This is a genomic window from Ruminococcus sp., assembly GCF_045129435.1.
Taxonomy (GTDB): Bacteria; Bacillota; Clostridia; order Oscillospirales; family Acutalibacteraceae; genus Ruminococcoides.
In genome coordinates this window covers 1-25,840 of record NZ_JBGVJL010000194.1, presented here as the reverse complement: position 1 = coordinate 25,840, position 25,840 = coordinate 1, and the positions used below count along the sequence as shown (strand labels likewise).

Here is a 25,840-nt window from a genome sequence, read left to right as displayed (position 1 = left end):
GACAGATATTAATGATAAAATCAATATTTTTTTTGAATTTGCTTGTTAAAAATGTACTTGTTTGATATAATTATCTTGAAAGAGGTGTTGAAATATGTCGGACAAGGTAATAAAGGCAATAGTGTGTCCGGGTTGTGGAGAGCTTAGCAAGGCAGAAATCCACACAAGCATAAATCCTGCACGAGATAAAACAATCCGCAAAAGGGTGCTTGACGGGGAACTTTTTGAGTTCCGTTGCCCATCCTGTGGCTACACCGCCAAGCTTAACTATCCGCTTTTATATAATGATATGAAAAACCGCTTTATGGTTTATCTGATTCCGAAAATCGACCGTTTTCAGCTTTGTGATAATGAGCTTGAAAACAAGTACAGCAATCTTCGCAACATCAACAAGAGAATTGTACCAAGCTTTAACTCATTTAAGGAAAAGCTGTTTATTTTTGAGTCGGGACTTGACGATATGGCTGTGGAACTTACCAAGCTTGCAATCAGCCAGACTGTGTCAAAAAAGCTCAACAATGTAGATGTATCCGAGGGCTACCTGTCGATGTATGACAGAGAAACCAACACAATGGGCTTTACATACTTTATCGGCAAGGATAAAGAGCCGTATGTGCAGACCGCAAGACTTGAAATTTACGGCAAATCAAAGGGCATTATAGATAAATTTGCCTATAAGGACAAAAAGCTCAAAGGCTTTATCAAGATTGACAGAGAATGGGCAGAAAATGTCCTCTACCGCTACAAGCACTTCCGCCATATGGAAAAAGTCAGAAAACTTAATGAAGATTAATCATAACAAGCGTCACCCCTGTGTTTTTACACAGAGGTGATTTTTTCTGCCATCTGTTAAAAATCAGAATATTGAATTACTTTAATAATACTGTTTAAATCGACGCCTTGATTAAGGTATATTGAATACGAATATTCCTCAGACTGCCATATTGCCAAAGAATATTCATCTTCGTTTCCTTTAATAGTTATATTGTCGCCATTTATAGATTTATTTAGTATTACAGAATACTCTCTGTAATCTCCCGAAATATCTTGATTTCCCACAACCTTTCTGTATGTCAGCACATTATCATTACCGCTGTAATCAATCTGAGCAAATTCATTCCAGCACCAGCTGTACTCAGATGAAGATACATTAAACGGAATATAGTTTATATCATACACTTCAAAGCCTGCTTTTTGAGATAACTCGCTTGCAGAGTTACATTCAATTACATCTGCCGACGGACCTTCCACATCAATATCTATGTTAGGATTAGTATGATTTACACTTAAAATATTCTGAACAACAATACTGCCAACAATCAGTAATGCAATGCACGCAGCAGCAGAAGCAATCCTTTTCCACCTTGAAAGGCTTAAAATTTTGCGATTTTTTAAATTCTCATTGTTTGCAATATTATTGAGTATTCTTACACGCATTTCATCTGAAACTTCAACTTTTTCCATAATTTTATTATATGAATTCTGTTTATTCAAAATCATACGCCTCCTGCAAAATATTTTTCAGTCTTTCTCTTCCCCTTTTTAGGTCAGACCTTATACTGCTTTCGTTTCTTCTTAAAATTTTGCTGATTTCCTTGATTTTATAGCCTTCCTGATAGTACAAATGTATTACCTCTCTGTACTTATCAGGAAGATTTTTTACTGCGTCCCAAACAAAAGCAAGGCTTTCGTCTTCATATACAGCAAGATTTTCTTCCAGTTCGTCTGATTCTCTGATTTTATTATAATCAATCTTATTCTTGCTAATATTTGCCGCAACTCTTAAAAGCCACGCCTTTTCGTGTTCATCACTTTTAAAAGCAGGAAAAGACTCCATATACTTTATAAGGGTATCTTGAAGCACATCTTCCGCATCGCTAATATTATGAAGATAAGAATACGCCAGTCTTAATATTGAATTGCCATAAAGATTCATTGCTCTTTCAGCTAATGACACCGTTTGTGCTTTATTGGTATTGCTTTCTGTAACGGCACCGTTTGCCGGTGTTTGTTTAGCAACAGTATTACAAATATAATCAAACAACATTTTCAGATTATATCTGAAAGAAGTTGCATAAGAAAAACTGACGCAAGGCTTGTCATAGCGTTGAAGATTTCCCCTGCAAGCACCCTCATTCTTATGGCGGCATCACTTGCCTCGTCAAAATCATATTTGCTCTCGCTTGCAAACTGCGACTTCATTCTGTTGTAAATCTCATCATATGTAATCGTCAATGTTTATTACCTCCTCTCTTATACTGTTATTGCAGGTGAATCGAATTCGTAGTTTCGGCTTTCGCACAGCAACCACCTCTGCCTTTACCTGCGGATAATCAGCTAAGCTCTGAGCCATCATCAGATTGATTTTTTCGGTATAATTTTCTTCGTCAAATGCCTTTTTATAAATTTCTGAGCCAAGCCCTCTGTTATATACAAATCCTCCAAGCTTTGCACACACGCAGATATAAGCCTGCTGTAAAAGCTCCTCATCACCCGAAATATGAATATATCTTCCGCCACTGTCCACAGCAATGTCGCCGTCTTTTATCAGCGTATCCAAATCAATCACCCACCTTTACACCGTTGATATACACAGAGCCGTCATTTTTAAGATACACCTCAGCACCGCCCTTAGACCTCAAAAGAATTTCACCTGGCTGTACAGAGGCAATTTCGGAAATCACCCCCACACAAACCTCCTTGTCGGCAAGCGGAAGTACAACCGCCTTTTCGCTCACAGGCGGAATTGAAAATACGCCATAAGGTGTAACACACTCAAGCCCTCTGTGAAGTCCCGATGCCACAATCTCTGTATTGCCAATTTCACTCACCACAACATTTCCACTTGTCGCTGTAGGCTTGTTAATCGTATTTTTACTCAAATTTTCCGTAATCCACATATTAAATCTCCTTTCTAAGTGTGACGGTAGTTTTTTCACCCCTGTTGTTTGCAATGTATTTCAGCTTGTGAATATAAAGTCCGTCAGCCTTGCCAAGAATCTCATCATCAATACTTGCCCTATTGCCTGCCTCGCAATTAAGCCTGTACGGACATTCAAGCACCACCTCATATGCGTTGCGGTTACTGTTTTTAATAATTCTGTCGGCAGTACCCACCGAACCGCCGCCCGTCAGAGCGTCAACATAGCGTCTTTTTACAAGTCTTTTGTCGGCAAGGTCATTTTTAATCGTACTTCCGTATCGGTTCTCCTGCTTAATTCTCAGCTTAACCTCAGAAACCACCTTATAGCGTTTAATCGTACTCTTGACTGCGGTGTAGCTGCAACCGCCAATGCCAAAGCAGAGCCTTTCGCCCTCTGCATCGCCGTTGAGAATCACCCTGCCGTCACCTGTAATTCTCGGCATTTTCCCATATTTGTTCATACAGTAATTTTCAAGTACCTGCCACTCGCTCATACCCTTGCTTATTCTCACATAGCCAAAATACGGCTCATTGTCGCCGACATATTCCGCAAAGCCAAACGGTTTTAAATGCCTTTCAAAAATAACAGATGATGACGCATTAAAGTACACACAAGGCTCAGCCTCGTTGTCAAGCAAAATTCCTGCCATACTCCTTACAGAAATTACAACGGTAATTTTTTCACCGCTTTTCTGCGTTGTAATTTCATCAATCTGCCCTTTGAACACAAGCCTTTCTCCGTCATAGCCATACAAAAAGTCGCCGTCATCGCAACCGCTTATATACGGAATTTCAACCGTTATGCTGTCGGCAGGCACAGAAAATTCGCTGTTATACACCACCGAAATCGGCATTGGCAAGGCAAGCATACCACCGCTTGTGCTAACCTCAAACCTCAACATATCTTAATCACCCTGCCTTTTATAATCGGCTCGTCAGCCTGCTTTATCCAAGGGTTAAGCTCTAAAAGCTTTTCAATCTCAACTCTGCTCACATATGAAATATCCCACAAGCATTCCCCGACATTTGCAATATATGTGCCGACTGTCGCTTCCTTTTCCCTCTCCATTACTTCTCTGAAAACAAAGCTGTATGTAAGCATATCGGGCACAGGCTCACCGATTACAGCAAGCCTTTCAAACACCGCATACACAGGCTTTACAAAGGGCAGAGCAAGCACACCCACTCCGCCCTCTTCAAATATCTGCCAAAGTCTTGCAAACTGTTCGTGGCAGTCCTCACCGCAAAGCTGACCTTTGCCTTTTATAAGTCTGTTTTTTCTGCCGAGATTCTGCACATATGCGGTGCTGTTCGGCGACTCAAGCTCTCGTATGTTTTTTTCACACTCAAAGCTTATCTCCTCAGGATTGTATTTCCACTCATAGGTTTTAAACCTCATCGGTACAAGCGTCATCTTTCCTTCGCCTCGTCTTCCTCTGAAAAGCCATGACTGTAGCGTCTGCTCTCCCTTTCAAGCTCCTCGCTCACAGACTCTGCCTGTCCTGCATTTTCCGTAAAATCGTTTTCTCTCATAATCATTATGAAACCTCCCTTTTCTCACAGCCGAGCACCATTTTAAGCACCGAAAAATCACCCGACTTGTGCCTGCTCCATGCACTCTTTACAGTGCAATTTCTGTAAAGCTCCGACTTGTCCCCGTTTTTAAGCTCAATACTCTGCATATAGCTTTCCTTTAAGAAGCCGTCACTGCTCGGCACATTCATTTCAATGGTAACTATGTATTCGTCCTTTGTGTGCGGACATTTTACTTCATCGCTTAAATACTGCTTAACTCCGTAAACAGAGCTGTTTTTCTGCGTTTCAACGCTTATAATTCCTCCGAGGATATTGCCGTTTTTCAGTACGGTAATATCCTCTCCCTTTAAAAATTCCCTCAAGGCTTAAACCTCCTCGCACAGGCAAAATTCCATATTGAATTCTACCTTTCTGTAAATTGAATTCATATCCGCATCAAAATCAATAGCCGATACTGAAACCTCCGAAATAATCTTCTCGGTATCCGCCTTTTTAAGCCCCTGCATAAGCTCACAGGTAATTTCAGACAAGCCGTTGCCGTTTTCATCTGCCGGAGCATAAACAAATATCTGCACCCTTGCCGAAAACTGCTCTCCCTTTACAGAGGGCGAAAGATAGTCACCCACAAATCTTTTTGAAAGTGCCGTATCGGTAACCGCAACCACCGCAAGAAAACTGCTCAGATTTACCTCAACGCTCTGACTCGTATGCTCTCGGATAAATTTTACGCCTTTAAGCTTTTCATTTAGCTTAAGCCTTGCAATAATTCTGTCAAGTTGTGTAGTTATCTGATTCATACTCATCCTCCAATATCTCACCCAACGGTGCAAGCACAGCATATGTATATATTCCGTACTTGCCCATTCGGTAAATATCGTATCTCCTAACAATATATTTACCGTCTGCCGTCTGTATTACGCTTTTGTCGCAAATAAGCTTTACCTCAGGCTTACCAATGTATAAATATCTGTTTTTCCTGATAAAACCTGCCGTTTTTCGCTCAATAAAGCTGTTTTTATTACCGCTGTTTCTGTACGGCTGAACAAATGCCTTTGTCTTTTTATTATCCACCAAAACATCCATACCGTATCTGTCAATAAGCTTTTGTACCTTGCCGTAAATTTTCAAATTACCACTCTCCCAAACAAGAATCTCTCCTGCTTTACCAAATCGGAGCATTTTGCAAGCTGATCCTGCCAAAGCTTTTCAGCTTTTTCTGCCTCATTTGCAGGAGATGTCACCATAACATCTCCTGCTTTAAATGAAGAAGCCTCGTCCTTTCTGCACATAGCGTAAAGCCTGTAGGCATACACCGCACACAAAAATTCAACTCTGCGTTCATCACTTGCCGAAAGCTCTTTTGCGGTAATTTTTGAATACACATAGGCACAGGCGTCATCAATTACACAACGCCACTTAATTGCGTCATCACTCTCAATGCCTGAAAGCAGTTCAAACTTTTCTACAATATTGCCCGTATTCAAAGCGTCACCTCATCAATAAGATAAAGTCTTTACTGAGTCTGCAAAGATTTTAGAGAAACCGGCTGTACAGGTAATTGCCGCACGCTCAAGCTGACGGTCAATAAGCTTGTCGTAGTCGGTGTTTACATTGCCTGCCTGCACCATTTCAAGGGCACAGTTCTTGTCAAGACCGATAATCTTTTTATCGCTCATCTCAGGAGCATGGAGAAGTGACGCACCAAGCGGAGTAATCATTCTGCCGGTAGCCTGAAAATCAAGACCTGCGTTAGCGTCCTTCATCTCGCTCATAGAAAGTAACTTCTGCATTGCCTCGGTAGGAGCAATAATAGTGTTAAGTTCATACGGAGAAAGCTTTGACCAAAGCTTTAAAAGGTCGGCATAATCAATAGCACCGCTTGAAGTCACAGCAATGTTTTCGGCAGGATTTGCGTTGCCGTCACCGTTTACAAGCACACCGATAGCGTCTTTAAGCTGAGCTCTTGCAATGTACTCACCAATTCGTCTGAGAGTTACCGTAAACAAATCAATACGCTGAAATCTCACCGCCTCATAGCTTGCCACAAGCATTCTGCCACGCTTATGAAGCTTTACAAGATTTTCTCTTGTCTTAATTTTTGTCTGCGGAATCACAGCACCCTCGCCCACAGGCTTTAGGGTCTTGTCATCGTCAGACATATCCGACTCAATACTTCTGTAGTCCATACCGTCAATATTTGTAACGGTTGCCACAAGCTGAGGAAGAATATCTGCTCTCTCCATACCCTGTCTTACCGCTCTGCTCACATACTCAGGGAAAAGTGCCGCCGAGTCTGAGCACTGGAAAAACTTCTCAACGCAGTCGCTTGCCGAACCGTTCACCTTAATATCAAAACGCTTGAGCTGTCGTGAAAAAGCGTCAAGATTTTCAAGTGAAGTGCCTTTGTAATTTTTTGATGGGTCAAGTGCCTCAAGCACATCTGTAAGTGTCTTTCCCTTTGCCTGATACATACCTTTTTCGATTGTTAAATTTTCAAATTTTGCCATAATTTTTGCCTCCTTAAAGAATAAAACCAACTGAAGTGGCTGTTGAATTTACTACAAGATACTCCCTGCCCGATGTTGACACCGCAACAGTATTGTTTTCTCCTGTCGTAAGCTTTTTGTAGCCTGCCGCAATCTTTGTCTTAGCCGGCATACTGATATATCCGCTAAGCTGTACAACAGCGTAGCCGTCCCTTACTGAAAGGCACACTCCACAGAACACCTCACCGCTTGCACAGGCAGTCACCTTGCCGTCATCTGTCATTTTTACAGCAGCTCCTACCGTTACATTGCTGTCAGCCTCAAATGTGACAGCGTTTTCACCATATCCGTTAAAAGTTACATTCATAATTAAAACCTCCGTTATATTTTAAAATTGCCGTTTACATCGGCTGTTGCAGTGTCTTTCTGCTTGTAAAGCTGAGGAACTGACGGCAAAATGCTGTCTGCCCTCTTTTCAAAAGCGTGCTTAAATTCCTTGAGCTGAACAATGCTCATTCCCTTTGCCACGCTCTCCATAGTATCCCTTGTAATATCAGGCTGTACAATAGCCGATAATCTCAGCACCTCGCTTGTAAGGCTGTCACGATAATACACACCGTCAGCCGCACTCTTTTTAAGCTTGTCTATGTAAGAGCAAAGCCTTTTACATTCCTCACCGCTAAGGCTCGTACCTTTTTCGGTCTGAATACTCTTTAAAATTTCCTCCATTTTCATTTCCTTTCCCTTATAGCTTTTCATTACTCCGGCACTTTTCTGAGCAGGCACAGCCACAAAGCTCCACTCGTAAGCGTCATAAATACCCATAAGCTCACCGCAGCACAGCTTGCCCGAATAGCTTTCACCCTTTATGTGCGAGCAATGATTAATGTTCTCTCCGCAAATACTGCACCTCACATCACTTGCGGCACAGCCAATGCTGACCTCCTTTAAAATACCGCTGTCAATGGCAAGAATAATTTCCTCGTTGCCCTTGCTTTTCGGAATATATGCCCTTGCGGTAAGTCTGAAATAATCGTCACCCGTTGCGGTCTTTCTGCCGTCAACACTCTCTACCGAGCAGGCAAAAATCCTTGCCGTCTGATTTTTGGCAGTGGGCGAGTGATCAAAAATTCCCGTCTTGCCCACAAAAAGCTTTTCAAGCTCAAAAAGCGACTCCACAGTAAAGCGTTCGTTGTCCCTGTCAATGTCATTGTCGCAAAGCACCACGCCGAATACATACACCTCGTCCTTAGTAAGCTTTCTGCGTGAATACGCATTAATAAGCTTTATTTCCTCATCGGTCACAACAGCCCTGTTATCCGCAGTTTCATTTATTTCCTTTTTAATCTGTCCTGTCATTTTTCACCTTACCTATTTCAACTTCAATCTGTTCTGCCCTTGTGTTGTTAAGTCTTGCATTAGAAAGCTGAACAGCGTCCTGCATATTAATATCGTCCCACTCCACAGTAAATTTGCCGGTATAGCCCTCAAGCCTTAAAACAGTTTTAATCACCTTTGCAATAATCGGGTTAAGCAAAGTGCGGTAATACTCAAGCTCACTTGTCAGAATATCCGCCTGCTGTTCGCTCATTCTCTCGGTACTTGACCAAGAAAAGCCAAGCAAAAACGGTGGCAATCCAAGCTTAGCAACAATCTGCTCAAGCAAATGCTTTATCGGCACATCACAGTCGGGTATCTGATTTTCAGCACCAATCACCTTTACCGACACATCACCGACCGATACAAAGTCGCACACGCTCTCGCTTCTCATTGCCTTGCTCCATTCGTCTGCAATAAGCCTTGCACTGTCCTCGGTAAATACCGCATTGTCACTCGGCTTGCAGGTAACGGCAAAACGCACATTGCCTACCCTTTCCCAGTTTGTCTTTATAGACTCAAAAATTTTGAGAAGCACAGAGCTTACGAACGGCAGACCTTTCAAAAGTGAACTGCCTCTTACCGTACCCGGCTCAGGATTTAAAAGTGTGGCAAACACAAGGTTTGAGTACCTTACAGGGGTAGAAACTCCGTTGCCTTTTGTACAGATTACAAGGTCAAGCGGTGAACTTCCCTCTCTTATCTCAACATCATCAACACTTGCATTATACAAAGCAACAATTCTCTTTCCGTCACGGGAAAGCACCATTTCACCCACAGCCTCGCCATAAGTCAAGAGCGACTCCATATACGAATACACAAAGCCGTTAATGCCCGTACCTGTACCGTTGGTGCATACATTTTCCATAAAGTCATCAATAATATGCTGGCAGCGGCTGTCTTTTGCCTTAACCTTAAAAGTACCGAGCAGTCTTATCAGCTTGCAGATTGCAGCGTCAATCACCGGCACAGAGGCTCTCAAGCTTCTGTACAGCTCACGCTCAACCGCCGTACTGCTCACATCTGAAAGCATTGCAAATGACGGGCTCACCTTTCTCGACACAGTCTGCAAAGCCGTACCCTTGTTCTCCTTTTTCTTGCGTGAAAATAAATTCACCCACACACCTCCTATCTTCTGAGGGCAAATACCGAAAAGCTTTGCTTGCTCTGCGATATTGATGCCACAAAATATCTTATATCGTCCATTGAATGGTCATTCTCCTTAATCGGCACATCTGTACCGTTTTTTGTATCCCACCTGTAAAGTGCAAATTCCCGCCTTGCATCTTTGCAGGTGGTGCAGATTTTAATTCTGCCGTCCTTTAGTGCCTGACTTACAAGCCTTATGCCGTTGATTACATTGTTTTCGGCGGGCACAACATTAAATTTTCGGTGTCTGCGTATCACCTCAATAAAGCTTGCGGCCGACGGGTCAACCACCACCTTGCTTATTTTTCTGTCGCCAATAAGCTCCTCAAGCTTTGAGTAATGCTCCTCATCTGTACGCTGAAAGCCCTCTTTGCGTGAGTCAAAGTAGTATTCCTTAATTCTGTACCACACAGAATTTTTCTCACCCCACAAGCCGAACGAAGCCGGATTTACAGTACCGTAATCGCAGGAAACCGCATAATCGTCAAAGCTTACATCGGGTACTTCGCAGTACATTTTTTCGTCCTCCATAAACGGATAAACCGCACCATGCACCGCAACCCACCTGCCAAGCACAAATCGCTGATAAAACACTCCCGAATACAGCCCCTCATACCGTTGCCGCACCTCCTTTGAAAGCGAGGGATTGTCCTCCATAGTAAAATGCAGGTACAACGCATTTTTGCTTTTCGCTTTCTGTATCCATTCGGTGTAAAACCAATGTCTTGGAAATTCTGGATTACAGTTAAACCAAAACTTTGAGCCGTTCACCAAGCATCTTGCAAGTGCCTGCTCCACAAATGAGCGTGGCATAAGTGCAACCTCATCAAACAGCACACCGCACAAGGTCATACCCTGAATGAGCGATGCCGAGGATTCGTCCTTGCCGCCGAACAAATAAAATCTGTTTTCAATCTCACCATACCGCACAGTAAGCAGATTTTTTGAGATTTGCTCACTGCACTCAAAGCCAAGGCTTTTAAGCACGGGAATAATCGGAGTAATCATATTTCTGCGTAAAGAGCGAATTGTCTTTCCGCAAAGTGCAAAATCCGAATTTGCAAAGCTGTAAAAGCTCCAAGCAAAAAATGAAATGCTCATACAAAAGGTTTTACCCGAACGCACCGCACCGTCGCAGATTACAGCGTCCATATCCTTATACTCGCTTTCTTTGCACCACCACGAAAGCACCTTTAGCTGTTGCCTTGAAAAAGTTTTAACTTTCATTGCAGTCACTTCTCAAAGCCCTTGCACCGTTTGCAATAGCGTCATAAAAAGGCATTGCCCTGTCCTCTTTTTCGCTGTCAGTTGTCAGCTTTTCAAGAGCCTTTAGTCTGTCAAAAAACTTGATTTCCATTGAGCCGTCCTTTGGTCTTTTAATTTCCGACACCATAAAAAGGTCCATATGCTCAAGCTGTTCACTTGAGGGATTGTCCATATACAAAAGTGACACAGCGTCAGAAATTTTGCCAAAGGCAAGTCTGCGATAGCCAACAGCGGCAATTTCCGAGAGTGAATTGGTACGGCATTTGCCGAGCCTTTTAATTTCATTTGCAATGTCATCTCTGCACAAAAGCTCTTCACCCGATTTTTTCGGGTTACGCACAAAGCCGGCATTAAATGCCGCTTCATCGGCACTGCCACAGCTGACAAAGCAGTTGCAAAAGGCTTTTTCTCTGGCTGTCAGTTTTTTAGATTTATTTTTCATAAACACCTCCGCTGAAAGGATTTTTTATAACCTCCTTTCAACCATACATATAAAAAACTCAAAAATTGCATAAATTAGGCTAATTTTTCAAAAAATAATTTAAAAAATTTTTATTTTTCTTGTTTTGGAGCAAAACAGGCTTGTAAGCCGAGAGAAATAATTATTATTTATTTTTTCAACTGCCACCTTGCCACCAAAACAAAACGGAGGAAATATGTTTACAACCGATTACAAAACCAATCTCGATATTCTCTCATCTGCTCTGCGTAGCGACCAAAGCTTTGACCTTGTAAAGCGTGAGCTTGTCGTACTAAACCGCAAAGCAACTCTATTTTTTATAGACGGTCTTTTAAAAGATGACATCACCGAAGAAATTCTTGAGTTCTTTTATAAAAATGTAAAAGAAGAAAACTTTAAATCCGCCCTCTATTTCTCTCAATCATCAGTTCCATATGTTGAGGTAGAGGTATCCTCTGACCTCAAAAAAATTTGCACAGATGTTTTAAGCGGAATTTCCGCTCTGTTTATAGAGGGATTTTCCGAGGTTATCCTGCTCGACACTCGCACATACCCACAGCGTAGCACAAGCGAACCCGACAATGACAAGGTTCTGCGTGGCAGTCGTGACGGCTTTGTGGAAACTCTCATCAACAACACTGCCCTTATCCGCAGACGAATCCGTGACACAAACCTCACCGTAAAAGCCTACTCGGTAGGCACTCAGTCACACACAGATGTTGCCGTTATATATATGGAAAACAAGGTTGACAAAAAACTGCTTTCAAACCTTGACAAACGCTTGAAATCAATCAATGTTCCCTCTCTTACCATGAATCAGCAAAGCCTTGTGGAGGCTCTCTATAAAAATCTCTGGTACAATCCCTTTCCAAAGGTCAAGCACACCGAACGCCCTGACACCACAGCCTCAGCCATTCTTGACGGCAACATTGTAATCCTCGTTGACAATGCACCCTCTGCCCTGCTTTTGCCAACCTCTATTTTTGATGTACTTGAAGAGGCAGACGATTACTACTTTCCACCCGTCACAGGCACATATTTAAAGCTTGCACGATATTTCATCACCATAGTAACCGTATTTATCACCCCTTTATGGTTGCTTGCCCTGCAAAATCCCGACTACTGTCCCGACTTTTTTCGCTTTGTTCTGCTTGACGAACCTCAAAACATTCCTGTATTCTGGCAGCTTATACTAATGGAGGTCGGCATAGACGGACTAAGGCTTGCCGCACTCAACACGCCAAATGCCCTTACAACACCGCTGAGTATCATAGGTGCTATTGCTCTGTCCGAATTTGCCGTGGATTCAGGGTGGGTATCAATGGAAGCTATCCTATATATGGCACTTGTCACAGTGGCAAACTTTACTCAGCCAAACTTTGAACTCGGCTATTCGCTAAAATTCTGTCGAGTATTGCTTCTCGTTTTCACCTATATATTTAATGTATGGGGATTTGCGATAGCATTTGTAATCAATCTGGTTTTGCTCTGCACCAACCGAACCCTCTCAAACAAAAGCTACCTTTACCCACTCGTTCCGTTCAACGGCAAAGAATTCCTGCGTAAAATTCTGAGAATACGCAACCCACGCTAAATCATTAGCAAATATATTTCTGCATATATTTTACAAACGAGGTGATTATATGCAGAAAAAACTGATGTACTTTGAAATTGCAGGAATTTTATTCATAGTAATAATGTCCGTATTTATGCAAAATCTGCTTGAGCTTAGCGGTCACACTCTAATCGGCATAATGTTCGGCTCTGTAAATGACAGCATTTGGGAAATAGAAAAAACTCTGCTCTTTCCCTATCTTCTGTGGGCAGGCATTGAGCTTTTGTGTGTAAAAGTGCCGTTTCGCAAATTCATAGTAGCCAAGGCAATTTCGCTTTGGAGCTTTTGTTTTTCTTACTCCGCAATGTGCCTGCTTTTTTCTCTCACAGGTGCAAAAACTCATTTTCTGCCCGAATTTACCGCTGCACTCATCTGCTGTACTTTTGCACTCTTTATTTCCTACCGCTTAACCACAGGCAAAGCAAAATGCGAGGTACTGTTCTACCCCGCATTCTTTATGCTGCTGCTTTTTGTGGTTTTATACTGTTCACTCACACCGTTTCCAATGCACAATTACCTTTTTATGGACAGAACCACAGGACTCTACGGCATAATTCCCGAAAATTTTGACAAAGGTGCGGTATATCTCGACAGCTTTTTTTCGCTAAGCTATTCCTAAAACACCCATTGTGTGATATAATAATTTGATGAGCGTCTGAAAGCCGATATTTTTGTGTGCTTTCAGATACTCAGAAAATTAGATTATCAACAAAGCGAGGAAAGCTTTATATGAATAACCGAAACAACGAAGCAGAAGTAAAATCTGATGTTATAGCAGGCAGAAATCCTGTAAGCGAGGCTATCCGCAGCGGCAGACCGATTGACAAAATCCTTGTTGCAAGGGGCGAAAAAAGCGGTGCTGTTGTGGGCATTCTTGCCAAAGCCAAGGACAAGGGCATACTTGTAAAGGAAGTTGACCGCACAAAGCTTGACTACATCAGCGGAAATGAAAATCATCAGGGCATTGTTGCCTTTGCCGCAGTAAGAGAATATTCTACAGTTGAGGATATTTTAAACTACGCTGCCGAAAAGGACGAGCCGCCGTTCATTGTAATTCTTGACGAAATCGAAGACCCCCACAACCTCGGTGCAATCATTCGTACCGCAGAATGTGCAGGTGTGCACGGTGTAATAATTCCAAAAAGAAGAAGCGCAGGACTTTCCTACACAGTAGGCAAAGCCTCGGCAGGTGCAATAGAATATATGCGTGTTGCCAGAGTAACCAACATTGCGTCCCTCATTGACGACCTCAAGAGCAAGGGCGTGTGGGTATATGGTGCAGATATGAACGGTACAGATTACCAAAAATGCAATTTTTCGGGAGCATGTGCAATCGTAATCGGCAACGAGGGCAAGGGAATTTCCCGACTTGTGCGTGAAAAGTGCGATGTTATCGTATCTTTGCCAATGAAAGGACAAATTAATTCCCTCAACGCTTCTGTTGCCGCAGGCATTATAATGTACAGTGCAATGAAAGACAGATAAACGCTTTTTGTTAAAGGAGTGATAAATTTGCCGACTAATTCAAATAACGATAACAGCAAGCTTATTGACCGTGACCGAGAGGTTGACGAAATCTTAGAGGAATCGCAATACCTTTTGGATCAGGAGCAAATGGAGCTTACTGCCCAGAAATACAGAGCAAAACAGCCTGTAGCTGAAATTTTCAGCAATGCCGACAAAAAGCCGAGGCTTGAAAAAACCAATCCGCTTGATGTCGATAAAGAACAGACTGTAAACGAAAACGAAATTTCAGGCGATAAAACCGCCACTACCTTGCAAGCAGAGCTTGTGCTTGAGGGTACGGACGAGGATTACCCCGCACCGCAAAAGCCGGAGCCGGCCGCCGAGGAAAAAGCTGAGGAAAATACGGAAAGCAAACCCGAGGATACTATAAAGGAAGAATCCGAAGCCGCAGAATCCACAGCAGAACAGCCAGACGATGAAAGCGAACAGACGGAGGCCGAAGATGACGAGGAAATCGTCACCCTCACCCCCGAGTATTCAGAGGGAACAACCTTTTCGCAGGATATTTTGTCAGAGGTTGACCAGTTCAACGAAACCGACTCAAACATAACGAGCATACATACTATAGATATAGACATAACGGATGATGACACCAAACCGCCGAAAGCACCGGGTGAACCGCAGGGACAGTTCGACGAGCTTTTAAAAAATCCCGAACCTGATGTTAAACAGCACAAAAAGGTAATTGCCAAAGTGCCTGTTTATCGCAAGGACGGAGAGCAGAACACCCTCAATGTAAAGGCGGGTAAATTCTCCGAGGTTGTCGGTTTTGAATACGAAGAATACATTCGTTCTAAAAATCCGTCAGTTATTGCCCATGTAATAAAGCCCGACACCAAACGGACGGTAGTTGTTGAAGAGGACGATGAGCCGGAACCACTTGACTTCCACTCAGCCTCAGAAAAAATTATGTCGAGTCTTGTGGGATTTTTCTCAAAGGATACCTCAGACGATAACGACACACCCGTTAAGGAAACCGAGGTTGTCGATGATTATATGGGCGAAGATGATGAAAAGAGCATAATGCACGAGATTAACCTCAATATTAAAAAGCTCTTTGGCAGAACAATGCTCACAGGCGGACTTGCCCTTGTGTCAATCATCATCACAGTATTAGTACGGCTTTTCCCACAGGCAATATGCAATACAATCTTTTTTGCACCTGTTGCCTATGCGGTAATCAACTTCTTGCTCATCGGTTTTTCAACCTTTGTAAACCGAGTATCCATAATGAGCGGATTAACACCGCTTGTGCGGTTCAAAGGAAATTCCGACACAGCCGTTGCCCTTGCCGCAGTAGCCTCTGTAGTGCAGACCGTAGTATCGTTCTTCTGTCTGTACGGAGTCACCACCTTTGATATAAACTACTACACAGTAATTGTGCTTGTTGCATTTTTTGCAAATAACTTAGGCAAGCTGTTAATGGTACTGCGAGTTAAAGAAAACTTTAAGTTTACCGCTTCTGACGGTCAGCGGTATGCCGCTAAGATATACAACAACGAATCTGTTGCTTCTCAGATGATGAGCGGCACAGCGGTTGACCGCCCAATTATCGCTTATCAGCACCGCACAGGTTTTCCGTCAAACTTCCTAAAAATTTCCTATGCACCTGACCCAAGCGAGGATCTTGCCTCAAAGCTTGCTCCTGCCACAGCAGTCATAGCATTTGTGGTTGCCCTGCTTTACGGCATATTCTTTGGCACTCTTTCGGGTGCAGTTGATGCCTTTGCACTTGTGTGTGCCGTATGCGTACCGGTTTCAACACTGCTTGCAGTAAATGTTCCGCTGTACAACCTTTGCAAAAAGCTTTTGCCAACGGGCGCAATGCTTTCCGGCTATCCGTCCGTTAAGCAGTTCTGCGACAGCACAGCGGTTATGATAGACGCAAACGAACTTTTCCCTGCCAACGCAGTATTTCTTGACGGCATCAAAACCTTTGAGGACTACAATATAGACGAATCCCTTTTGTGCGGTATCGCAATTCTGAAAGAAGCACAAAACCCGATTGCAAAGGTGTTTGAAAAGGTTGTTGATGAAACCGAGGGCGATCTGCCTGAGGTTGAAAGCGTTCTTTACGAGGACGAGCTTGGTCTTGTCGGCTGGGTAAACGGTGAGCGTATTCTCGTGGGCAATCGTGAGCTTATGACAAAGTACAGTGTAGAAACCCCAAGTATAGAGTACGAGGACAATTACATTCAGAATGGCAAGCAGGTAACCTATGTTGCCAGAGCCGGCAGACTGATTGCAATGTTTGTTACCCACTACATTGCCGATTCAATCCTTATGCCTGAGCTTCACAGAGCAGAGGCAAACGGAATCAGTATTCTCGTTCACTCCACCGACTGCAACATCACAAACGATCTTATCTGCAGCCTGTACGATATTTTCTACCGCACAGTCAAGGTACTTCCGACAGGTCTTGGCACAGTTCTAAAGGAATGTAAGTCAACCTTTGAGGAAACCTCAAGAGCCTACCTTATTACCAACGGCAAAACAAGCGGCTTCTTAAAAGCCGTATCGGGAAGCGTGCAAATCAAGCGTAATATTTCGCTTTCAATAGTAATTCAGCTTATTTCGGTAGTTTTAGGTGTACTGCTCACCGCCACCCTTGCACTTTACGCAGGCGTAGGCGTGCTTGGCACACTTGAAGTACTCATATATTCAATGTTCTGGGGCATTGCCACACTCGTTGCTCCGCTTATACATAAAACCTGATGAAAGGAAGTTTGCAAAATGAAAATTGCTCCTTCACTCCTCTCCTGTGACTTTGCCAAAATGGGAGAAGAAATTAAAAAAATGGATAAATGCGGTGCAGATTATATGCACCTCGATGTTATGGACGCACACTTTGTGCCAAACCTAACCTTTGGTGCTCCGGTAATCAAGGCGGTAAGAGGCTACACCGAAAAGCCTTTTGATGTACATCTTATGATTTCAGAACCGTTAAAGTACATTGATGATTTTGCAAAAGCCGGTGCCGATATAATTACTTTCCATGTTGAAAGCGACTCAGACATTGACAAAACCATCGACAAAATCATTGAAAACGGTGTAAAGCCGGGTCTTGTAATTAAGCCAAACACACCCGCAAGTGCTGTTTTTCCTTACCTTGACAAGTTGTTTATGGTGCTGGTAATGACAGTTGAGCCGGGTTTTGGAGGTCAGAGCTTTATGGCTGATATGCTCCCAAAGGTACAGGAAATCAAAGCCGAGTGCAAAAAGCGTGGACTTGATGTTCTTATTGAGGCAGACGGCGGAATCGGCAACGCTACAATCAAGCAAGCGGCAGATGCCGGCGTTGATGTATGTGTTGCAGGCACAGCGGTGTTCAAAGCCGAGGACAGTACAAAAGCCATTGCAGACCTAAAAGCCATTGCAGAAAATTAAATATATAAACTTGATTTTTACAAAAGCAAGAACCACCATTGTCAGAAATTTTCGACAATGGTGGTTCTGTTATTTTCTTTAATTTTTATAAAGTCAATGTAAATAGATGGGTAAATTATGGTTTGTAACGGTCGGGAAATTTTACTTGAATTATCACAGACTTTCTACTCGGATATAAAATTTAGGTCGAGCCTTTTTAAAGGCTCGTGGGTTTGGGCAACGCCCAAGAAAAGTTGTTTTTATTGCAATTTGCAAGGCACAAACAGCAACGCTGTTTGTGTGCTAAATCAAAGTTTGACAAAACAGGCGATAGCCTTTTATAAAAGAAATAATTAGTTTTTTCATTATATAATGAATTGTTTTTCTTGTTGCTATCGCAATTATAAAGCTTTCACTGTTGTGATTAAACCGCCAAACAGCAGGCTGTTTGGCTATCAAAACCTTGTGTTAGTTTAAAGTATTGTGGGCTTTGCCCACACCCACAACCTTTGAAAAAGGTTGATCAAATTTTTATGTCCGAGCGTAAATTCTGCAATAAGTCAAGCAGAAATTTCTCGACCGTATCAAAAATAAATTATCACCACCCCCAACATTCAGTCAATATTTTTTCAAATAATCGGTCTTATCTTTCTCCGTAATTTTTCTTATTACTCTGCAAGGATTGCCTGCCGCTATTACTCCGGACGGAATATCCTTAGTAACAATGCTGCCGGCACCGATTATTGTATCATCACCAACCGTTACACCGCCAACAAGCTTCACATCACCGCCAAGCCATACTCTTTTGCCTATGGTCACAGGTTTTCCGTAACAGCCTCCGTTAATTCTTTCTTCTGCGTCTGTAGCATGGTTAGCCGCATATATTCCGACATTTGGACCTATAAGAGTATTCGCACCAATAAATATCTTGGCACAATCAAGAATAATACAGCCAAAATTAATATACACATCATCTTCAATAGTAATATTCTTGCCGTACTCACATTTAAAATCAGGCTCAATCCATACATTTTTGCCAACCTTTTCAAAAAGCTTTTTCATAATACCTTCTCTGAGGTCTGTTTCATCATCTTCGGTTTTATTATATTGCCTAAAAAGCTTTTTAGCATATACTCTTCGTTTAAAAAGGTCAGGGTCAAAATCGTTGTACATAATACCCACTCTGATTTTATCCCATTCAGTCATAAAAACACTCCTTTGTAATTTATTGTTGATTTTATTTTAAACATTAGCGTAGCATATGTCAAGAAAATTCATTACCATACGGCTTAAACTTTTATGTATATTATTGACAATATACGCAACCGGTCTTATAATTATTGTAAAAATTGCATTATAGGAGGGCTTACTATGCCACTAATTGAGGGAAAATGCAAAAACTGCGGAGGAAAGCTCAGCATTGCAGACGGCAAAAACGGAATATGCCCGTTTTGTGGCACAAGCTACATTGCCGAAGATGTAATAAATTACAATAACTACAATATAAACAACGCAACCCTGAGCATTGACCTTACCGACACAATAGAACAAAAGCTTGACAATGCCGACACTTACCTTGAAAAATTCAAGGACTATGCAAAGGCATACGAAATTTACAAGGAGGTCACCGAGCTTACGGCAAATGATTATCGTGGTTGGTGGGGACTTGTACGAGCCAAAACCGAGGACTTTACCAAAGCAGAAATCGGCTCTGCCACAATGCAGCAACTCACCACATACGCAAACTATGCTATTTCAGTTGCAGACAAAAGCAAAAAGACCATATTGCAGCAAACTTTTAATGCTTACCTTACAAAAGAGGAAAAGCGGAAAAATCAAAAAACATCTGAATTACACACAGCAGAAAAGCAAATTGAAGTAATCAAAGAAAAACAGGTAAAAGTAAACAGCGAATTAGATGCCGTAAAACAGCAGAATGGCACAGCCAACGCAAGATTAATCATAATAAAGGAATTTTATATTAATCTAATTCTTATTTGTGCCACTATAATCCTGTTTTTGTTTTTCGCAATAACACAGTTTACGGCTCTCCTTGTGTTTTCTGTCCTCTCTTTGGTGGGTACTGCCGCAATGCTGATTTTTACATCACAGCAAAAAGATACCGCCAATAAATGTGTTAATATTATCGCTAAAAAGGAAGAAGAACTTAATCAGCTGTCCTCAGAAATCACAACATTACAAAGCAAAATATCCGAAATAAAAACAAGCCTATCGGCATAAAACACACCTCTGCCAAATTTTTGACAGAGGTGATTTTTTGCTTATTTAGTTGCCCCACACAGCAAGCACAGCGTTAAAATATTCCTCACTAAGCTGTTCTTTAAGAATTTTTCTGTCCTCGTCACAGTCAGTATATGAATTTCTGACATTATCGCCAATCTGCATCTCAACCCCGTTATAGCATAAATACTGTTGCCTTAACACACTTACACTCTCGTTTGTGAGATTATCAAGTGTAATTTTTTCTTTAATTTCCAAGTTATCACCCCCTACATAATATAAACAGCGGAAAACACAAGACTTTCATCTTCGACAACATTGGCATTGCCAACGCTTGTAAATGAAACCCAAGTGCCGTACAGTTTACAATAATATTCCTTGTTTTTATTATCCGCAACCGGCATAAAAAGTTGTCCGCCGTTATGTATTTTAAAAGGCAGTCCCGAAAATCTGATAAAACCACCTTGCGGTATAATTCCTGCATTAAATGATATATTAAATGTAATCGTCACAGCATTGTTGTTTTTCACATAATTAAAGCTTGCAGACTTAATCACAGATTTTGCAACATCATCAATACAGCTAAGATTGCCCTTGCCTTGCTCAAAGCTTGTTTTATCCGCCTTGCTTTGCATTGCGTTATACACAGTTCCGCTTGTAACATAGTTTGGGCTGTTAAGTGACAAAGTGGTATCAAACGGCATTTTGTCAAGCTTATTTTTTATGTATTTATCAGTCTGAGCCATAGTATAAGCGTCGGTAATTCCATAGCCTGCAAGCGTGGCTGCCTTGTCGGCTTTCCTTTCAAGGTCGCTTTTTTCAATAATTTTTACATTATTTTCAATCTGCGTATTTTGCTCGGCGGTCTTGTCAAAAAGCCTTTTTACTTCGTCACGCAAAGCCAAAGTTTCGCTGTTCGGATTTGTGTACTCCTTGTCCTCCACAGGTAAAGACTCACCTGCAAACAGCCTTATAATTTCCGTCTGCAAAACGCTTTCGCCGTTTCTCAGTTCAAGCTGAAGTTCAACCCAACCGTGGCAGAAAATATCATTCTTTCCGATTTCCCACACAATATATGTGCCGTTGTCAATACGCTCAACAGTTTGCGGTGCAACGGAATTTACGCTTCCGTCAGCAAACCTAAGATGAATCGAGCAAGCGTTTGAATCGCAGTAAAAATTCTTTACCGTAAACTCAAGCGTACTCACAAGGTTTTCACCAACAATTCCTATGTAATCCTTCTGAAAATTTCCTTCATATTTTTGTTTATTAAATATAATCAATATATTCACCTCCGCCAATACATATAAAAACTTAATAAGTTGCACTAATTGCAACAATTTTTAAAAAAATAAATTTTGAATTGACTGTACAGCCAAAATAAAGTAAAATTATAAATAGTATATTTAACTTAACAATGAGATGATTTTTTGAATATAAGCAAAACTCACCTTTCTGTAAAAAAGGCGGTTGCCCTTGCTTTGCCTGTTGCAGTCTGTCTTTCATTTTCGGGATGTTCGCTTTTTAACAATCTTTTTAGCGTAAATCCTCAGGTGTCAGACAAAAGCGAAGCCTTGCTTGAGGAAATTCCCACTCCAAAGCAAACATCATACAGCTACAAAGCAATTACAAATGAGAATACCAAAAATCTGTATGCTCAGATTGAAAATGAATGTCAAAAGCCTGCACCCGACCAAATCAAATGCACAGGCAAGCTTTCCGAAAAGGATATTTACGAGGCAATCGTTGCTTTTAAAAACGACCACCCCGATGTATTCTGGCTTGACAACACATTTACTTACTTCCACGCTGACGGCACAACCTATGTTGAAATTTCCTATATAGTTACAAACTCAGAGCTTTCCGAGCAACAGGAAACCTTCAACACAGCCGTTGAAAATTTTATCAACAATGCCACTATGTATTCCTCGGAATATGAGCGTGAAAAGTATGTAAATGACTATATTGTTGAAAATTGCGTATATGACGATGTTGCCGCCGAAAATGACAATACTCTTGGCAATGCAAGCACAGCTTATGGCGTACTTGTTGACGGCAAGGCTGTCTGCGAGGGATATGCCAGAGCATTTCAGCTTTTATGCAACAAAATGGGCATTGAGTGTGTAAGCGTAGCGGGAATGACTGGAAATGTCGGTCACGAATGGAACTGTGCCAACATTGACGGAAACTGGTATCAGATAGATGTCACCTGGAACGACACAGGCAACGATATAGACAAGTATTATTACTTCAACCTTACCGATGAAGAAATGTACTATTCCCATAATGTTGACGATTTGTTTGCAGATATTGACGAAGATAACTACCATTCAGACAGCAACATCTTAGGCAACCTATTTGTGCCAAAGTGCAACTCAACCGAGTACAATTATTATCAGCAAACCTCCCCTACACTCTACGGCTTTAACGAGGAAAACGACAGCATAATTACTGACGCTCTCGTTAATTCGGCTCGTAACGGAGAAAAATATTTCAGTATAATAATTGACCCAAGTCTTGATTACCAAGATACCTATCAGACTCTTGTAAATGACGCGTATGTTGTAAACTACATTGAAAAAGCCAACGATATTCTATGGGGAGAAACCAAGCTTGACACCACAAGCTACGCTTATTCCCACGAACCTTTAAGAGTTATGACTATAGAATTAAATTATATAGACTAAAACTATTCTGTTGCAAAAGGAGAGAAAAATATGAAATACGATGTTAAAGCCTTTGAGCTTTTATCAAATGAAGAAATTGCAGACGGAATTTTTGATATGCGTGTAAAAAATGACGAGCTTGCACCACTTGCAAAGTGCGGTCAGTTTGCCCATGTATATGTTCCGTCAAAAACCTTACGCCGACCAATTTCTGTGTGTGACAGCGAAAACGGCGTACTCCGCCTTGTTTATCAGGTAAAGGGCGAGGGCACAAAAATTATGTCACAAATGAAGAAGGGCGAATCTGTAGATATTCTTGCACCGCTCGGCAACGGCTTTACCATTGAAAAAGGCAAACGCTACTGCTTAATCGGCGGCGGCATCGGTGTGCCCCCAATGCTCTACACAGCAAAGCAAACCGAAAATCCGCTTGTAATCACAGGTTTCCGTAATAAAGACCTTATCATCTTGCAGGACGATTTCAAAAATGCAGGAGCAGAGCTTGTCCTCACAACCGATGACGGCAGTGCCGGCGTACATGGCTTTGTAACCGATGTACTCAAAGAGAAAATCAACGAGGTTGACGAGATCTGTGCCTGTGGCCCTACTCCGATGCTCAAGGCTATTGCCGGGGTTTGCAAGGAATTTAACAAGCCTTGCCAGATTTCACTTGAAGAAAGAATGGCTTGCGGCATAGGTGCCTGCCTTGTTTGTGCTGTTAAGGTCAGAAAGAACGGCGAAGAAATTATGCAGCATGTCTGCAAAAACGGCCCTGTATTTAACGCTGAGGAGGTTGTATTTTAATGGCTGATTTATCTGTAAAAATTGCCGGAGTTGAATTTTCAAACCCATTAATTGCCGCTTCGGGCACATTTGGTTTTGGTAAGGAATACGGTGAATTCTACCCGCTTTCAAAGCTTGGCGGTATTTCCTGTAAGGGTATCACCCTTAAAAGGAGAGATGGCAACCCGTCACCTCGAATTGCCGAAACCCCGTCAGGTATTTTAAATGCCGTAGGACTTCAAAATCCGGGTGTAGATGTATTTATAAATGACGATCTTCCCTGGCTCAAACAGCAAAATACAAGAGTAATTGCCAACATTGCAGGCAATACTCCTGAGGAATACTGCGAAATGGCAGAAAAGCTCTCATCAACAGATGTTGATATGATTGAAATGAATATCTCCTGCCCAAATGTAAAAAGCGGCGGTGTACAGTTTGGCACAAGCTGTGAGTCTGTAGGCTCAATCACAAGTGCGGTAAGAAAGCATTGCACAAAGCCCCTTATTGTAAAACTCAGCCCAAATGTTACCGACATTGCAGAAATTGCAAAGTCAGCCGAAGCAAGCGGTGCAGATGCAATCTCTATGATTAACACACTCACAGGTATGCGAATCGACATCAACACCAAGCGACCTATTATCCGCAACAACACAGGCGGAATGAGCGGCCCGGCTATCTTCCCTGTTGCCGTAAGAATGGTATGGCAGGTTTCAAATGCCGTAAACATTCCAATTATCGGTATGGGCGGTATCAGCACATGGCAGGACGCAGTTGAAATGATGATTGCAGGTGCAAGTGCATTGCAGATTGGCACAGTATTCTTCTCAGACCCATACGCACCGATTAAAATTGCCGAGGGTATGAACGAATACCTCGACAAAAACGGAATTAAGAGCGTAACCGAGCTTACCGGCACAATTAAGCCTTGGTAATTTTTTTACTAGCAGATAGTTTGCAAAATAATAATTTTTTAGTTCCCGACAATAACTTAGTAATGGTCGGGAATTAAAAGTATTAAGATTGATTATGCTTTCTGCTCGGACAAAGAAATTTAGGTCGAGCCTTTTTAAAGGCTCGTGGGTTTGGGCAACGCCCAAGAAAAGTATTGTGGGCTTTGCCCACACCCACAACCTTTGAAAAAGGTTGACCAAATTTTTATTTTCGGGTATAAAGTCTGTGCTAAACCAACCAAAATTTCCCGACCGTTGCTAAACCATAATTTACCCCAACTATCGATTAAGAACCAATTTGTATTGCTTAACTTTTGCGAAAAGCTATCCTTATTTGCCAAACTTTCAATAAACACGAATAATTTATAAAAAAAGTTCCATAATAACCACAGCACAGGAGGTTATTATGGAATTTTTTCGTGTTTTTATAACCGCACCAATTTCGCTTATTGTACTGTTTCTGCTTGCAAAGCTTATGGGAAACAAGCAGATGTCAGAACTTAATATGTTCGACTATATCAACGGAATCACAATCGGCTCAATCGCCGCCGAGCTTGCCACAGGTGAATTTACCGATATTTATGACGGCATAATGGCAATGGTAATCTACTCGCTTGTTGCAATTCTGCTTACATTTCTCTCTCAAAAGTCTTTATTTCTCAGACGCTTTATAACCGGCAAGTCAATTATAATTTTTAATAACGGCAAATTTTATAATAAAAATCTCAGCACAGCCAAAATAGATATAAACGAAATACTTGTAATGTGCCGTTCAAAAGGCTACTTTAATTTCGATGAAATTCAGACAATAATTCTTGAAAGCAACGGTCAGCTTTCAATTTTGCCAAAGGATAAAAATCGCCCTCTTACTCCCGACGATATGAAAATTACAGTTTTGCAGTCCGGCATTGAAGCGGTGGTTATTCAGGACGGCAAGGTACTTGAGAAAAACCTGAGAGCCACAGGCAATAATATGGAATGGCTTAAAAAGGAACTTAAAAAACAGCATACAAGCATTAATGAAATTTTTATCGCATTTTGCGACAACAACAACACTTTAAAGGTGCATAAAAAAGAAAATTCGCACCCGACAAACGATATTTTTGATTAAATTTTAAAAAAATGCTTAAATTTCTTAAAATCACCAATATTTTGTCATACTGTTGTCACACTTCATATGGTATTATATATGTGTAAGGTAAAAACAAACAAACCTTACATCAAATAGCTAACAACTCAATTTTTTCATAGATTTTTTCCTCTCTCTTTTTATTCATAAGCATTAAGCCTGACATTTAGTCGGGCTTTTGCTTTTTGCAAAAGTTTTCAACATTTTGCTATAACAGTGTTAAAAGTGTAAATGTCAAGTGAAAATGACGAAAAACGCTCATTTAAAATGTACAATTATGAGCGAAGAATCAGTCATCAGAATCATCAAAGATTTTTCTGCCCTTGATGCGGTAGGAATTTCCGGTAATTTTGATAACTTCGCAGT

Annotated in this window: 32 protein-coding genes; 11 read left to right on the top strand and 21 right to left on the bottom strand. The window is 41.6% G+C overall.

The genetic code is table 11. The features are described 5' to 3' along the window. Positions 1 to 94: 94 nt before the first annotated feature. A complete protein-coding gene (locus tag ACJMMI_RS09360) occupies positions 95 to 793 on the top strand; it encodes a CpXC domain-containing protein (protein ID WP_405355185.1) in 699 nt (232 codons plus the stop codon). Positions 794 to 849: 56 nt separating this feature from the next. On the opposite strand, the gene ACJMMI_RS09355 is transcribed toward ACJMMI_RS09360, so the two are convergent. From ACJMMI_RS09355 to ACJMMI_RS09270, 18 genes are read right to left on the bottom strand one after another with little or no spacing between them, the layout of a single operon-like run. Beyond that, positions 850 to 1,494: a hypothetical protein gene (locus ACJMMI_RS09355; RefSeq protein WP_405355183.1), complete on the bottom strand. Its 645-nt coding sequence runs from the start codon at positions 1,492 to 1,494 to the stop codon at positions 850 to 852. Continuing rightward, positions 1,487 to 2,047 carry an RNA polymerase sigma factor gene (locus ACJMMI_RS09350; protein WP_405355182.1) on the bottom strand — a complete coding sequence of 187 codons (561 nt, stop codon included), beginning with the start codon at positions 2,045 to 2,047 and terminating at the stop codon, positions 1,487 to 1,489. The genes ACJMMI_RS09355 and ACJMMI_RS09350 overlap by 8 nt, the downstream gene beginning before the upstream one ends. Positions 2,048 to 2,049: 2 nt before the next feature. Then, positions 2,050 to 2,235: a hypothetical protein gene (locus tag ACJMMI_RS09345; protein ID WP_405355180.1), complete on the bottom strand. Its 186-nt coding sequence runs from the start codon at positions 2,233 to 2,235 to the stop codon at positions 2,050 to 2,052. After that, the gene (locus ACJMMI_RS09340; RefSeq protein WP_405355179.1) at positions 2,219 to 2,560 is read right to left on the bottom strand and encodes a hypothetical protein; all 342 of its coding nucleotides are present in this window, start codon (positions 2,558 to 2,560) and stop codon (positions 2,219 to 2,221) included. Before ACJMMI_RS09340 ends, ACJMMI_RS09345 begins: the two co-directional genes overlap by 17 nt. Before the next feature lies 1 nt (position 2,561). Beyond that, the gene (locus ACJMMI_RS09335) at positions 2,562 to 2,900 is read right to left on the bottom strand and encodes a hypothetical protein (RefSeq protein ID WP_405355177.1); all 339 of its coding nucleotides are present in this window, start codon (positions 2,898 to 2,900) and stop codon (positions 2,562 to 2,564) included. Between the two features lies 1 nt (position 2,901). Next, complete coding sequence (locus ACJMMI_RS09330) at positions 2,902 to 3,825, bottom strand: hypothetical protein (protein WP_405355175.1); 924 nt, start codon at positions 3,823 to 3,825, stop codon at positions 2,902 to 2,904. Beyond that, the gene (locus ACJMMI_RS09325; protein ID WP_405355172.1) at positions 3,819 to 4,337 is read right to left on the bottom strand and encodes a DNA circularization N-terminal domain-containing protein; all 519 of its coding nucleotides are present in this window, start codon (positions 4,335 to 4,337) and stop codon (positions 3,819 to 3,821) included. Before ACJMMI_RS09325 ends, ACJMMI_RS09330 begins: the two co-directional genes overlap by 7 nt. Continuing rightward, entirely contained in the window at positions 4,334 to 4,462 is a 129-nt protein-coding gene (locus ACJMMI_RS09320; protein ID WP_405355168.1) for a hypothetical protein, read from the bottom strand. Before ACJMMI_RS09320 ends, ACJMMI_RS09325 begins: the two co-directional genes overlap by 4 nt. After that, the gene (locus ACJMMI_RS09315; protein ID WP_405355167.1) at positions 4,462 to 4,821 is read right to left on the bottom strand and encodes a hypothetical protein; all 360 of its coding nucleotides are present in this window, start codon (positions 4,819 to 4,821) and stop codon (positions 4,462 to 4,464) included. The genes ACJMMI_RS09320 and ACJMMI_RS09315 overlap by 1 nt, the downstream gene beginning before the upstream one ends. A 3-nt stretch (positions 4,822 to 4,824) precedes the next feature. After that, positions 4,825 to 5,256, bottom strand: coding sequence for a hypothetical protein (locus tag ACJMMI_RS09310; RefSeq protein ID WP_405355165.1), 432 nt, complete (start codon positions 5,254 to 5,256; stop codon positions 4,825 to 4,827). Beyond that, positions 5,231 to 5,587 (bottom strand): hypothetical protein, encoded by a 357-nt coding sequence (locus tag ACJMMI_RS09305; RefSeq protein WP_405355163.1) that lies wholly within the window; start codon positions 5,585 to 5,587, stop codon positions 5,231 to 5,233. The genes ACJMMI_RS09310 and ACJMMI_RS09305 overlap by 26 nt, the downstream gene beginning before the upstream one ends. After that, the gene (locus ACJMMI_RS09300; protein WP_405355161.1) at positions 5,584 to 5,943 is read right to left on the bottom strand and encodes a hypothetical protein; all 360 of its coding nucleotides are present in this window, start codon (positions 5,941 to 5,943) and stop codon (positions 5,584 to 5,586) included. The genes ACJMMI_RS09305 and ACJMMI_RS09300 overlap by 4 nt, the downstream gene beginning before the upstream one ends. 12 nt (positions 5,944 to 5,955) lie before the next feature. Then, positions 5,956 to 6,966, bottom strand: coding sequence for a phage major capsid protein (locus ACJMMI_RS09295; protein WP_405355159.1), 1,011 nt, complete (start codon positions 6,964 to 6,966; stop codon positions 5,956 to 5,958). Positions 6,967 to 6,979: 13 nt separating this feature from the next. After that, positions 6,980 to 7,312 carry a hypothetical protein gene (locus tag ACJMMI_RS09290; RefSeq protein WP_405355157.1) on the bottom strand — a complete coding sequence of 111 codons (333 nt, stop codon included), beginning with the start codon at positions 7,310 to 7,312 and terminating at the stop codon, positions 6,980 to 6,982. Between the two features lie 14 nt (positions 7,313 to 7,326). Beyond that, a complete protein-coding gene (locus tag ACJMMI_RS09285) occupies positions 7,327 to 8,304 on the bottom strand; it encodes a hypothetical protein (protein ID WP_405355155.1) in 978 nt (325 codons plus the stop codon). Further along, positions 8,288 to 9,439, bottom strand: a complete 1,152-nt coding sequence (locus ACJMMI_RS09280) for a serine/threonine protein phosphatase (RefSeq protein ID WP_405355153.1) — start codon at positions 9,437 to 9,439, stop codon at positions 8,288 to 8,290. Before ACJMMI_RS09280 ends, ACJMMI_RS09285 begins: the two co-directional genes overlap by 17 nt. An 11-nt stretch (positions 9,440 to 9,450) precedes the next feature. Continuing rightward, positions 9,451 to 10,698 carry a PBSX family phage terminase large subunit gene (locus tag ACJMMI_RS09275; protein WP_405355151.1) on the bottom strand — a complete coding sequence of 416 codons (1,248 nt, stop codon included), beginning with the start codon at positions 10,696 to 10,698 and terminating at the stop codon, positions 9,451 to 9,453. Then, positions 10,688 to 11,179 carry a terminase small subunit gene (locus tag ACJMMI_RS09270; protein WP_405355148.1) on the bottom strand — a complete coding sequence of 164 codons (492 nt, stop codon included), beginning with the start codon at positions 11,177 to 11,179 and terminating at the stop codon, positions 10,688 to 10,690. The genes ACJMMI_RS09275 and ACJMMI_RS09270 overlap by 11 nt, the downstream gene beginning before the upstream one ends. 214 nt (positions 11,180 to 11,393) lie before the next feature. Between ACJMMI_RS09270 and ACJMMI_RS09265 the strand changes: the two genes are divergently transcribed. The 5 genes from ACJMMI_RS09265 (at position 11,394) to rpe (ending at position 17,726) form a co-directional block, all read left to right on the top strand. Next, entirely contained in the window at positions 11,394 to 12,791 is a 1,398-nt protein-coding gene (locus ACJMMI_RS09265; RefSeq protein ID WP_405355146.1) for a spore germination protein, read from the top strand. A 49-nt stretch (positions 12,792 to 12,840) separates the two neighbouring features. Next, entirely contained in the window at positions 12,841 to 13,431 is a 591-nt protein-coding gene (locus tag ACJMMI_RS09260; protein WP_405355145.1) for a DUF6512 family protein, read from the top strand. 110 nt (positions 13,432 to 13,541) lie between these two features. Then, entirely contained in the window at positions 13,542 to 14,297 is a 756-nt protein-coding gene (rlmB, locus tag ACJMMI_RS09255) for a 23S rRNA (guanosine(2251)-2'-O)-methyltransferase RlmB (RefSeq protein ID WP_405355144.1), read from the top strand. Between the two features lie 27 nt (positions 14,298 to 14,324). Further along, positions 14,325 to 17,054, top strand: a complete 2,730-nt coding sequence (locus ACJMMI_RS09250; protein WP_405355142.1) for a hypothetical protein — start codon at positions 14,325 to 14,327, stop codon at positions 17,052 to 17,054. Positions 17,055 to 17,072: 18 nt separating this feature from the next. Then, complete coding sequence (rpe, locus tag ACJMMI_RS09245) at positions 17,073 to 17,726, top strand: ribulose-phosphate 3-epimerase (RefSeq protein WP_405355140.1); 654 nt, start codon at positions 17,073 to 17,075, stop codon at positions 17,724 to 17,726. 597 nt (positions 17,727 to 18,323) lie between these two features. On the opposite strand, the gene ACJMMI_RS09240 is transcribed toward rpe, so the two are convergent. After that, positions 18,324 to 18,911: a sugar O-acetyltransferase gene (locus ACJMMI_RS09240; RefSeq protein ID WP_405355138.1), complete on the bottom strand. Its 588-nt coding sequence runs from the start codon at positions 18,909 to 18,911 to the stop codon at positions 18,324 to 18,326. Positions 18,912 to 19,076: 165 nt separating this feature from the next. On the opposite strand from ACJMMI_RS09240, the gene ACJMMI_RS09235 reads away from it, so the two are divergent. Beyond that, complete coding sequence (locus ACJMMI_RS09235) at positions 19,077 to 19,946, top strand: hypothetical protein (protein ID WP_405355137.1); 870 nt, start codon at positions 19,077 to 19,079, stop codon at positions 19,944 to 19,946. Between the two features lie 45 nt (positions 19,947 to 19,991). Here the strand turns inward: ACJMMI_RS09235 and ACJMMI_RS09230 are convergent, their stop codons facing one another. Both ACJMMI_RS09230 and ACJMMI_RS09225 read right to left on the bottom strand, forming a co-directional pair. Continuing rightward, positions 19,992 to 20,204 carry a hypothetical protein gene (locus tag ACJMMI_RS09230; RefSeq protein ID WP_405355135.1) on the bottom strand — a complete coding sequence of 71 codons (213 nt, stop codon included), beginning with the start codon at positions 20,202 to 20,204 and terminating at the stop codon, positions 19,992 to 19,994. 11 nt (positions 20,205 to 20,215) lie between these two features. Continuing rightward, the gene (locus ACJMMI_RS09225; protein ID WP_405355134.1) at positions 20,216 to 21,229 is read right to left on the bottom strand and encodes a hypothetical protein; all 1,014 of its coding nucleotides are present in this window, start codon (positions 21,227 to 21,229) and stop codon (positions 20,216 to 20,218) included. A 147-nt stretch (positions 21,230 to 21,376) separates the two neighbouring features. Between ACJMMI_RS09225 and ACJMMI_RS09220 the strand changes: the two genes are divergently transcribed. The 4 genes from ACJMMI_RS09220 to ACJMMI_RS09205 all read left to right on the top strand — a co-directional run bounded on the left by ACJMMI_RS09220 (position 21,377) and on the right by ACJMMI_RS09205 (position 25,456). Further along, positions 21,377 to 22,633, top strand: a complete 1,257-nt coding sequence (locus ACJMMI_RS09220) for a transglutaminase domain-containing protein (RefSeq protein WP_405355132.1) — start codon at positions 21,377 to 21,379, stop codon at positions 22,631 to 22,633. A gap of 30 nt (positions 22,634 to 22,663) precedes the next feature. Continuing rightward, on the top strand, positions 22,664 to 23,416 hold the full coding sequence (locus ACJMMI_RS09215) for a dihydroorotate dehydrogenase electron transfer subunit (protein ID WP_405355130.1): 753 nt from the start codon (positions 22,664 to 22,666) through the stop codon (positions 23,414 to 23,416). Beyond that, positions 23,416 to 24,327 carry a dihydroorotate dehydrogenase gene (locus tag ACJMMI_RS09210; RefSeq protein ID WP_405355129.1) on the top strand — a complete coding sequence of 304 codons (912 nt, stop codon included), beginning with the start codon at positions 23,416 to 23,418 and terminating at the stop codon, positions 24,325 to 24,327. The genes ACJMMI_RS09215 and ACJMMI_RS09210 overlap by 1 nt, the downstream gene beginning before the upstream one ends. A gap of 424 nt (positions 24,328 to 24,751) precedes the next feature. After that, the gene (locus tag ACJMMI_RS09205; RefSeq protein ID WP_405355128.1) at positions 24,752 to 25,456 is read left to right on the top strand and encodes a DUF421 domain-containing protein; all 705 of its coding nucleotides are present in this window, start codon (positions 24,752 to 24,754) and stop codon (positions 25,454 to 25,456) included. Positions 25,457 to 25,840: the final 384 nt, after the last annotated feature.

Excerpts from the sequence above, each read along its gene's own strand:
- ACJMMI_RS09310 (WP_405355165.1), bottom strand. The coding sequence starts at position 5,256 with ATGAATCAGATAACTACACAACTTGACAGAATTATTGCAAGGCTTAAG.
- ACJMMI_RS09235 (WP_405355137.1), top strand. The coding sequence starts at position 19,077 with ATGCCACTAATTGAGGGAAAATGCAAAAACTGCGGAGGAAAGCTCAGC.
- ACJMMI_RS09295 (WP_405355159.1), bottom strand. The coding sequence starts at position 6,966 with ATGGCAAAATTTGAAAATTTAACAATCGAAAAAGGTATGTATCAGGCA.
- ACJMMI_RS09350 (WP_405355182.1), bottom strand. The coding sequence starts at position 2,047 with ATGTTGTTTGATTATATTTGTAATACTGTTGCTAAACAAACACCGGCA.
- ACJMMI_RS09275 (WP_405355151.1), bottom strand. The coding sequence starts at position 10,698 with ATGAAAGTTAAAACTTTTTCAAGGCAACAGCTAAAGGTGCTTTCGTGG.
- ACJMMI_RS09260 (WP_405355145.1), top strand. The coding sequence starts at position 12,841 with ATGCAGAAAAAACTGATGTACTTTGAAATTGCAGGAATTTTATTCATA.
- ACJMMI_RS09290 (WP_405355157.1), bottom strand. The coding sequence starts at position 7,312 with ATGAATGTAACTTTTAACGGATATGGTGAAAACGCTGTCACATTTGAG.
- ACJMMI_RS09265 (WP_405355146.1), top strand. The coding sequence starts at position 11,394 with ATGTTTACAACCGATTACAAAACCAATCTCGATATTCTCTCATCTGCT.
- ACJMMI_RS09335 (WP_405355177.1), bottom strand. The coding sequence starts at position 2,900 with ATGTGGATTACGGAAAATTTGAGTAAAAATACGATTAACAAGCCTACA.
- ACJMMI_RS09325 (WP_405355172.1), bottom strand. The coding sequence starts at position 4,337 with ATGACGCTTGTACCGATGAGGTTTAAAACCTATGAGTGGAAATACAAT.
- rlmB (WP_405355144.1), top strand. The coding sequence starts at position 13,542 with ATGAATAACCGAAACAACGAAGCAGAAGTAAAATCTGATGTTATAGCA.
- ACJMMI_RS09270 (WP_405355148.1), bottom strand. The coding sequence starts at position 11,179 with ATGAAAAATAAATCTAAAAAACTGACAGCCAGAGAAAAAGCCTTTTGC.
- ACJMMI_RS09240 (WP_405355138.1), bottom strand. The coding sequence starts at position 18,911 with ATGACTGAATGGGATAAAATCAGAGTGGGTATTATGTACAACGATTTT.
- ACJMMI_RS09320 (WP_405355168.1), bottom strand. The coding sequence starts at position 4,462 with ATGATTATGAGAGAAAACGATTTTACGGAAAATGCAGGACAGGCAGAG.
- ACJMMI_RS09285 (WP_405355155.1), bottom strand. The coding sequence starts at position 8,304 with ATGACAGGACAGATTAAAAAGGAAATAAATGAAACTGCGGATAACAGG.
- ACJMMI_RS09330 (WP_405355175.1), bottom strand. The coding sequence starts at position 3,825 with ATGTTGAGGTTTGAGGTTAGCACAAGCGGTGGTATGCTTGCCTTGCCA.
- ACJMMI_RS09205 (WP_405355128.1), top strand. The coding sequence starts at position 24,752 with ATGGAATTTTTTCGTGTTTTTATAACCGCACCAATTTCGCTTATTGTA.
- ACJMMI_RS09360 (WP_405355185.1), top strand. The coding sequence starts at position 95 with ATGTCGGACAAGGTAATAAAGGCAATAGTGTGTCCGGGTTGTGGAGAG.
- rpe (WP_405355140.1), top strand. The coding sequence starts at position 17,073 with ATGAAAATTGCTCCTTCACTCCTCTCCTGTGACTTTGCCAAAATGGGA.
- ACJMMI_RS09215 (WP_405355130.1), top strand. The coding sequence starts at position 22,664 with ATGAAATACGATGTTAAAGCCTTTGAGCTTTTATCAAATGAAGAAATT.
- ACJMMI_RS09210 (WP_405355129.1), top strand. The coding sequence starts at position 23,416 with ATGGCTGATTTATCTGTAAAAATTGCCGGAGTTGAATTTTCAAACCCA.